This is a genomic window from Methanospirillum sp., assembly GCF_028679455.1.
Lineage (GTDB): Archaea > Halobacteriota > Methanomicrobia > Methanomicrobiales > Methanospirillaceae > Methanospirillum.
Genome location: NZ_JAJRBM010000337.1, coordinates 1 through 7,383, shown reverse-complemented (window position 1 = coordinate 7,383; position 7,383 = coordinate 1). Strand labels below are relative to the sequence as shown.

Genomic DNA, 7,383 nt, shown 5'->3' with positions numbered 1-7,383 from the left:
GAGCATACTTGATCTGCTCAGCCTCAACGATCACCCAGGGACTTGCAGGCAGATCGGTCTTCATCAGCATCTTTTCAATGACCGGCAGGTACTGGCCGTACTGATAGATCCCCTCTTTTCGGCGGAGATATCGGGTCTGATAGGTGAACGGATCATCTTCAAGGTCAGAGAGGCGTTTCTTTTGTTCCTGCCTACTGATATGAAGGAAAAACTTTATGATGAGATTTCCGTCACCGGTAATCTGCTCTTCAAACCCAATGATGTCAGACAGACAATCAGGAGGTAACTCATCCATGTGGGAACGATCAAACTGCTCGATCATCATTGAGGTATACCAGCTCCGATCAAAGATCGCAATCTGCCCATAAGGAGGGACTTTAGTCCAAAACCTCCACATCATGGTGTGATCCCGTTCGACATCATCAGGATCATCGGTTGCATACACTCTGACTCCACGAGGATCAAATGCATGGAGCAGTTTATTGATAACCTGAGAAATACCTGACCCTCTCCATCCCTCAAAGACAATAATAACCGATTTTCCCCGCTTTCTTACCTCTCTCTGGAGTTCACCGGTACCGATACTGAGGGGATCTGCGATAGAAGAGTACTCATCTTTGGGTATCTTTACAGAAAGATCAAACGTTTCAAGCATAGTATCCTCTTCTTTGCAGCCATCAGGGTTATACATTGGGATGATACGACATCCAGGCATTGTTTCTCCGCCAGAGATAAACCACAGTCCTGCACATCTGATAGCGGAGATGTCTGATTCATTCCTGAAGGGAGAACATTCCCGGTTTACCAAAGAACTTGAACTCCTGCATGCGTACCCGATAAAAGAACTTGCTGAGATCATCAGGGAGGTAGGATTTTTCTGCACCCGGTGTGGCTCATGTTGTGTAACCAGCCAGAACGGCCATGTCTTTTTGCTTGACGATGATACCAGACGGGCAAAGGAGATATGCCCGGAAGCAATCATTCCAGCTCCATTCTTTGAGGTATGTGATCGATCAGGGAACTTTTATGTATCAGGATATGCTCTTCGCACAAACCCGGATGGAACCTGCATCCACCTTACTGATAACACATGTAAAATCTATTCTGACAGATTCTCGATCTGCAGGGTGTATCCCTATATGCTCCACCGTGAACCCGATGAAAACGGGATTCTTTCCTTCAGACAGATCAGTGGCCTGAACGAGCATGGTGAATACAATACCCCGATCTCTGAAGAGGATAGCCTCACCCTGGCATCCGAGACGGTGGCATATGAAGAAAGGTGGCTTAATCAGATGATCGGATTTTACAAAACCCTGATAACCCGGTTTGATCAGTCAGGCGAGAAACATGTCAGAAAGATCTATGATCAACAGATGCGGGCGTTTACCAAAGGAGAAATGATTCGGGTTTTTGTGTACTTTGAGGGTGAATTTTCCCCCCACACGGTCACGATTACTGAGTATGGTGGAATTATCATCTGATAACGGGTAAGAATCTATATATGACGAAATGGACAACTAAGTACATAGATGTATTTTGTTGTCTTAGGTTGATGATACAACATGAACCACAATAGTAACAGAAACATTCCGCATTGTTGAAATTCCCGTAACCTATCATTACCAGAACGGTGTGAAAATTATGAAGTCACAAGACATCGCTATTGTAGGAATCCTCCTCGCCGTAGGAGCGATTGCCAGACTGATTGCAACAGCCCTTGTACCATCTCCCATTGTACCGAACTTTGTGATCATCTTCTACTGCCTGGCAATCATGCTCATCGCCCCCCGGTTCAAGGAAGCGCTGGGTATCGGTATCGTTGGCGGTATCATCAGTGCATTGATCAGCCACTCACTCTTCCCACCGGCAAATCTGATCAGTGAACCTCTCGGCGCTATCGTCTGTATGGGGGTATTTCTTGCAACCAGAGAAAGAGTCAAATTTGCCCCAGCTTTAGCAACCCTCTCTGCAACAATCGTTAGCGGCCTGATATTCGTTGGTATTGTTATACTCCTCGTTATGGTCGCTCCCGGAATGCTATATAAAGCCTTTACTGCCACAAGCCTCTATGCATTTTTCAGCCTGATGATGTTCACCATTGTTCTTCCAACAGCAGTCCTGAATACAGTCGTTGCACAGATCCTCTATCTCCCGGCAGCACGTGTTCTTTCACGGGGCAGGGCATGATTCTGGCCTCAAGCCTGAGTTATACCTACCCCATGAGCACGACGCCAGCATTGCAGGAGATAACTCTCTCCATCAGTGCCGGAGAACTAATTCTCATTACCGGGCCGACGGCAGCAGGGAAAACAACCCTGTGTCTCGCTCTTGCCGGGATTTTGCAGCATGAACTTGGTGGCACCCTTACCGGACACCTCTCTTTCCAAGGCCAGTCCATGGCAGAATATGAGGGAATGAGCCAACTCAACCAGCATATCAGTATGGTCTTTGATGATGCTGATGCCCAACTCATCTTCACCAGTGTCGAGGAAGAGATTGCATCCGGCCTTGAGACTAGGCTTGCTACTGTCGCACAGCGTCGTGCGCGGATAAGCACCGTGATGGAACGCTGTGATATCACGCATCTTCGGGAACGGGCACCATATGCTCTTTCAGGAGGCCAGAAACAACGGGTTGCCATTGCGGCCGCTCTCGCGATGGATACCAGAGTCCTGATCCTTGATGAGCCAACATCTGAGTTGGATGTCCGGGCTACCGGAAACATCATCGAGATTCTCAGGGGACTAAAATCTGAAGGAAAGACCGTCATCGTGGTGGATCACTCACTTGAAGGATACCGGGGAGTAGCTGACCGGGTGGTTGAACTGAATCATGGTCGAATCTCAAGACAGGGAACTTTTGATGAACTCTTCCCCCATCCCCAGGGGACCCTGAAAGCCTTGTATGATGACCCGGATCTCTCCCCCTTCATACCGCCTGCAAAAGAGCCGATTGTCAGGATCAAAGATCTTTACCGGAAGTACGGAGACGTTCCAGCACTGAACGGTGTCAATCTCTCAATATATCCCGGAGAATTTGTAGCTCTGCTCGGAGAGAATGGATCAGGAAAGACAACCTTGGTCAAACATCTCAATGGCCTGCTCAGACCAGATAGCGGAATCGTCAGGGTGCTGGATCTGGATGCAACCACCGAACCGGTGATGACACTCGTCCGACACACCGGGCTCGTATTTCAGAATCCTGACACCATGCTTTTTGCCGATACTGTTGATGAAGAGATCAGATTCGGGCTTACCAACATCTCAACACCAAACCCAGACATCAGAATTCAGGATGTACTCAGGATGGTACAACTATCAGGTCAGGAGCAGACGTATCCCCGGCATCTCTCCCGGGGAGAGAGGCAGCGTCTTGCAGTATCCTGCATCCTTGCCATGGAGCCTGAGATCATCATCCTTGATGAACCCACTACCGGACTTGATGAGGCTGAATCAGACCGGATGATGGCATTGATGAAATCCCTCCAGGATCAGGGACATACCATCATCATGGTCACCCACAACATGCGCATCGCTGAGGAATATGCAGAACGGATCATCGTGATGGAGAATGGAAAAGTCAGTGGTGACTTCACCATTCTGCAGAGGACGGCATCATGACCGAGATCCTCCAATATATACCAGGAAACGGGATTCTGCATCGGCTCAACCCGGTTACGAAAGTGGTAATCGTCGTGCTCATTGTTGCGATGAGTGTGCTTACTCCGAGTGTTCTCTTTCTTGCCGGTCTGATACTCGTCATTGCATTTGGAGCGTCAGTATCAGGGATGCATCGTGAGATTAGCAAACAGATACCATTTCTCATCTTGCTTGGGGTCTTTCTTCTCCTCGTCACCACCCTGACTATTCAGGGGGGAACAACCTACTTCACCCTCATACCAGCATCAGTCCCGGTAATCGGAGGTATGCTGCAAGTTACCGAGAGTGGGATCGGCCTCGGACTCCTCTTCACCTGCCGGTTTATCGTGATGATCCTCTCATTTCATCTGTTTATCGTCACTACAAAACCAAGTGAACTGGTAACCGGACTTCTCGCATTCCACATGCCTGTTGACTATATTCTGATGTTCCTGATCGCACTCAGATTTATTCCAAGTCTGCAACTCGAAGCGATGAGGATTCATGAGGCGCAACTCTCTCGGGGATATAACCCAGGAACCGGAGTAATTGGAAAAGTGAAGAGCCTGCGGCCCATTATGATCCCACTGATGGCAAACTCACTTGCAAAAACACAGGTTCTCGGTCTTACACTGGATATGCGGGGATACCGAAGCAAGAAGACATTACCATTCCATGAACTGGAATTTCACCACAATGACGGATTTGCACTGATTTTTATCAGTCTCGTTGTCATTGCATACTTTGTTCATCACTTCGGATAAATTACCGATAACCAGCGGACAACATTTCTCTTTTTTTCATCAGAACAGGACACAACCGTAAACTGATAGCCATAAGAAACAAACCTGTAATTATGAAGAGATCTATCGGGATTAAACCCGCTCTGATCCCAACACCAGTTCTGCTTGTGGGAACCTATGATGCTGATGGAAACCCAAACGCAATGACAGTTGCATGGGCCGGCGTCTGCTCATCAAACCCGGTCAGTATCGCTTTTTCAGTACAGAAGTCGAGACACAGTTATCAGGCGCTGATTCAGAACAGGGAATGCACACTGAACATCCCATCTGAAGCAATCGTCCGTCAGGCCGATTTTTTTGGAGTGCGATCAGGTAGTGATCTGAATAAGTTTGAAGCAACCGGCCTTACTCCGGTGAAAGCAGGTCTGGTGAATGCACCGGTAATTGCTGAGTGCCCGCTGGTTCTTGAATGCCGGATCAGTCAGGTGATCGAGATCGGGGTGCATACCCAGTTCATAGCCGAGGTCGTAGATGTTCAGGTTGATGAATCCCTGATCGCTCAAAATGGTGACGTGGATATCGGAAAAGTCGCACCTTTCCTATATAACCCGTTAAGCAGGGCATACCACAAAGTTGGAGAGCATCTGATGGATGCTTTCACCACCGCAACTGCATTCCCGAAAAAGAAGTGAGGGGTCGGTTGATAACCCCTCATTCACTCCAATGAGAGGAATTCTCAACTATCATGAATCACGATTAATTTTTTATAAGGTTCTTGGCAATGGAGAAAGCCTCATTTGCTTCGTTGATCTGACCGAGTGCAAGATGAATCTCCCCTTTCTTACTCCATAACTCTGCATTTTTGGGCTCTATGCCAACCATAACTTCGTAGCACTTTAACACCTCAACAAATCTTCCCAGTTTTGTCAGAGAATATGCCTTATTCTGCCAGAGATCCAACCGCCTAGGATCTATCTCTATCGCTTGATCAAAGGCCTGAAGCGCACCATCATAGTCTTCCAGACGGTTCAGGGCAAATCCTCGGAGCAGATATGCATTTTCTGCTTTATCGGCAGGGGTATTTGCCAGTTCTATCGCACGATCAGCTGCCTTCACTGCAAGCCGGTACTCACTGGTATCAATATAGGTGGCTGCCTTCCCCTGCCATGCACCGCTCTCATTTGGATTAATGCTGAGGGCCTGCTCAAAGTCCTGCATCGCGGCAGGATAACTGCCCAGGTGTTCGAGTGCAACACCCCGATAGGTTAATACCTTCGCATTTCTGGCATCCAGTTGTAATGACTGATTATATGCATCAATTGCACTGGTATACAATCCATCATTTGCATACTGATTACCTTTTTCAAGCCAGTCAGAGGCAGTCCACTGAGTCCCGATACAACCGGAGATGAATACAGAGATCGTAAGGAGAAGAAAAACAAGGGGGATGACAGTTTGGATTAGTTCCCGCGAAGACACCTGATATCACCTATGACATGCCAAGGGCACGAGTGAAGAACAGGTTTGACAAGAGTGGTGAAATGTCTTCCTCTTTTCAGAAAATGTGGAGTATAAATTAAGGGGGGGATCTACCCTAGGCCCTGGGAATTTTCTTACTGATATCTTTCTCCTGTTCTTTATAAAGGAGGTTTGCCTTATCTATTGCAACGTTGGCTTCAGACTCTTTCCCCATTACTTTCAACACAGATGCTTTGTTGATCCAGTTTTCTGCATTTTGGGGATTGACCACAATTGCCTGCTCAAATGAATGGAGTGCCTGATCATAATCTTTCTTCATGATGTAGGCAAATCCCCGGGCACTCCATGATTTTTCATCATTCTTATTGATCAGCAGAGCTTTGTCAAAGTGCTGGATAGCCATATCATACTGACCTCTGCTGGAAAGTGCCATCCCGCGATAATACCAGTACTCAATATTTGCAGGCTCTATCTCTATTGCCTTAAAGAAATCACGGACAGCCTCATCATAATCACCCATCATATAACTGGTCCGGCCTTTCCAAAACCAAGCTAGTGAGTATTCGGAGTTCTGTCTGATTGCACCGGTGAAGGCATCGATCGCATCCTTGTATCGTACCATCTCATAGAGCGACAAACCTTTCAGGTAATAGAGTTCGCTGTCGTTGGGTTCGAGTGCGATTGCCCGATCATAGTCAGCAATAGCATCAGCGTACTTCCCATTCTGGTAATCTTTCTGGCCTTTCTCTTTCCAGTCTCCGGTACTCATACACCCGGTAAGAGACACGGTAAGGATAAGGATCAGCCAGAGTACAGCAGGGATCCATGAGTGAGAACCAGATGTCTGGGAAGAATTCATACTACAGAGTACTCTTTTCATCTTTGACTGCAGCGCATATGAGTCTGTCTCATCGATGACAGACTAAAAAAAGGTTATTCGTAAAGATACTGCTCGTCAATACGGGTATAGGATGCAAGTTCTTCAGGACTGAAATGAATTGCAATCTCACGGGCTGCAGTCTCAACTGAGTCTGATCCATGGATAACATTCATACCGATCTCAAGAGCCAGATCACCGCGAATCGTACCAGGGGCAGCCCCTGCAGGATTCGTTGCACCAATCATATCTCTGCTGATCTTCACGATATTCTTCCCGGCAAATACCATCAGAAAACAAGGTCCACTGGTGATATAGGCTTTCAGACCGGGGAAGAACGGTTTTTGCACATGCTCAGCATAATGCTCCATAACACGGGCATCAGGGAGCCGCTCGAACTTTGCTGCTATGAGTTTGAACCCACGGCGTTCGAAACGGGAGATGATCTCCCCGACAAGGCCACGCTGTACCCCATCGGGTTTGACCATCAGGAACGTCTGTTCCATCGATTACTCCTTGCCCATCGCCTTGCGGCCGGCTGCAGTCCAGGCAACCCGGCGTGGAATCCGACCGAGTTTGTAATTCTTCTGGCACTTGGTGCTGCAGAAGTAGTAGATTGTTCCATCCTTGCGGATAAACATCT

Annotated in this window: 9 protein-coding genes and 1 pseudogene; 5 read left to right on the top strand and 5 right to left on the bottom strand. The window is 47.7% G+C overall.

Annotated features, from left to right (window positions below):
• Positions 1-715, bottom strand: a pseudogene (locus LUQ50_RS11595) (phosphate--AMP phosphotransferase); the annotation flags it as partial.
• A gap of 49 nt (positions 716-764) precedes the next feature.
• Here LUQ50_RS11595 and LUQ50_RS11590 point away from each other — a divergent pair.
• From LUQ50_RS11590 to LUQ50_RS11570, 5 genes are all read left to right on the top strand, one after another.
• Entirely contained in the window at positions 765-1,484 is a 720-nt protein-coding gene (locus LUQ50_RS11590) for a YkgJ family cysteine cluster protein (protein WP_300039993.1), read from the top strand.
• A gap of 160 nt (positions 1,485-1,644) precedes the next feature.
• Positions 1,645-2,190, top strand: coding sequence for a tryptophan transporter (locus LUQ50_RS11585; protein WP_300039992.1), 546 nt, complete (start codon positions 1,645-1,647; stop codon positions 2,188-2,190).
• A 32-nt stretch (positions 2,191-2,222) separates the two neighbouring features.
• A complete protein-coding gene (locus LUQ50_RS11580; protein ID WP_300039991.1) occupies positions 2,223-3,623 on the top strand; it encodes an ABC transporter ATP-binding protein in 1,401 nt (466 codons plus the stop codon).
• Positions 3,620-4,405 (top strand): energy-coupling factor transporter transmembrane protein EcfT, encoded by a 786-nt coding sequence (locus tag LUQ50_RS11575; protein ID WP_300039990.1) that lies wholly within the window; start codon positions 3,620-3,622, stop codon positions 4,403-4,405. The genes LUQ50_RS11580 and LUQ50_RS11575 overlap by 4 nt, the downstream gene beginning before the upstream one ends.
• Positions 4,406-4,497: 92 nt before the next feature.
• Positions 4,498-5,076 (top strand): flavin reductase family protein, encoded by a 579-nt coding sequence (locus LUQ50_RS11570; protein ID WP_300039989.1) that lies wholly within the window; start codon positions 4,498-4,500, stop codon positions 5,074-5,076.
• A gap of 64 nt (positions 5,077-5,140) precedes the next feature.
• On the opposite strand, the gene LUQ50_RS11565 is transcribed toward LUQ50_RS11570, so the two are convergent.
• From LUQ50_RS11565 to LUQ50_RS11550, 4 genes are all read right to left on the bottom strand, one after another.
• A complete protein-coding gene (locus LUQ50_RS11565; RefSeq protein ID WP_300039988.1) occupies positions 5,141-5,863 on the bottom strand; it encodes a tetratricopeptide repeat protein in 723 nt (240 codons plus the stop codon).
• Positions 5,864-5,978: 115 nt separating this feature from the next.
• Positions 5,979-6,743 (bottom strand): tetratricopeptide repeat protein, encoded by a 765-nt coding sequence (locus LUQ50_RS11560; RefSeq protein WP_300039987.1) that lies wholly within the window; start codon positions 6,741-6,743, stop codon positions 5,979-5,981.
• A gap of 53 nt (positions 6,744-6,796) precedes the next feature.
• Complete coding sequence (gene ndk / locus LUQ50_RS11555; RefSeq protein WP_300039986.1) at positions 6,797-7,246, bottom strand: nucleoside-diphosphate kinase; 450 nt, start codon at positions 7,244-7,246, stop codon at positions 6,797-6,799.
• A gap of 3 nt (positions 7,247-7,249) precedes the next feature.
• Positions 7,250-7,383 (bottom strand): 50S ribosomal protein L24e (locus LUQ50_RS11550; protein ID WP_300039994.1); only part of this gene is annotated, 134 nt, incomplete at its 5' end.

Coding starts and splice junctions, on each gene's coding strand:
- LUQ50_RS11570 (WP_300039989.1), top strand. CDS start 4,498: ATGAAGAGATCTATCGGGATTAAACCCGCTCTGATCCCAACACCAGTT.
- ndk (WP_300039986.1), bottom strand. CDS start 7,246: ATGGAACAGACGTTCCTGATGGTCAAACCCGATGGGGTACAGCGTGGC.
- LUQ50_RS11585 (WP_300039992.1), top strand. CDS start 1,645: ATGAAGTCACAAGACATCGCTATTGTAGGAATCCTCCTCGCCGTAGGA.
- LUQ50_RS11575 (WP_300039990.1), top strand. CDS start 3,620: ATGACCGAGATCCTCCAATATATACCAGGAAACGGGATTCTGCATCGG.
- LUQ50_RS11560 (WP_300039987.1), bottom strand. CDS start 6,743: ATGAAAAGAGTACTCTGTAGTATGAATTCTTCCCAGACATCTGGTTCT.
- LUQ50_RS11580 (WP_300039991.1), top strand. CDS start 2,223: ATGAGCACGACGCCAGCATTGCAGGAGATAACTCTCTCCATCAGTGCC.
- LUQ50_RS11590 (WP_300039993.1), top strand. CDS start 765: ATGTCTGATTCATTCCTGAAGGGAGAACATTCCCGGTTTACCAAAGAA.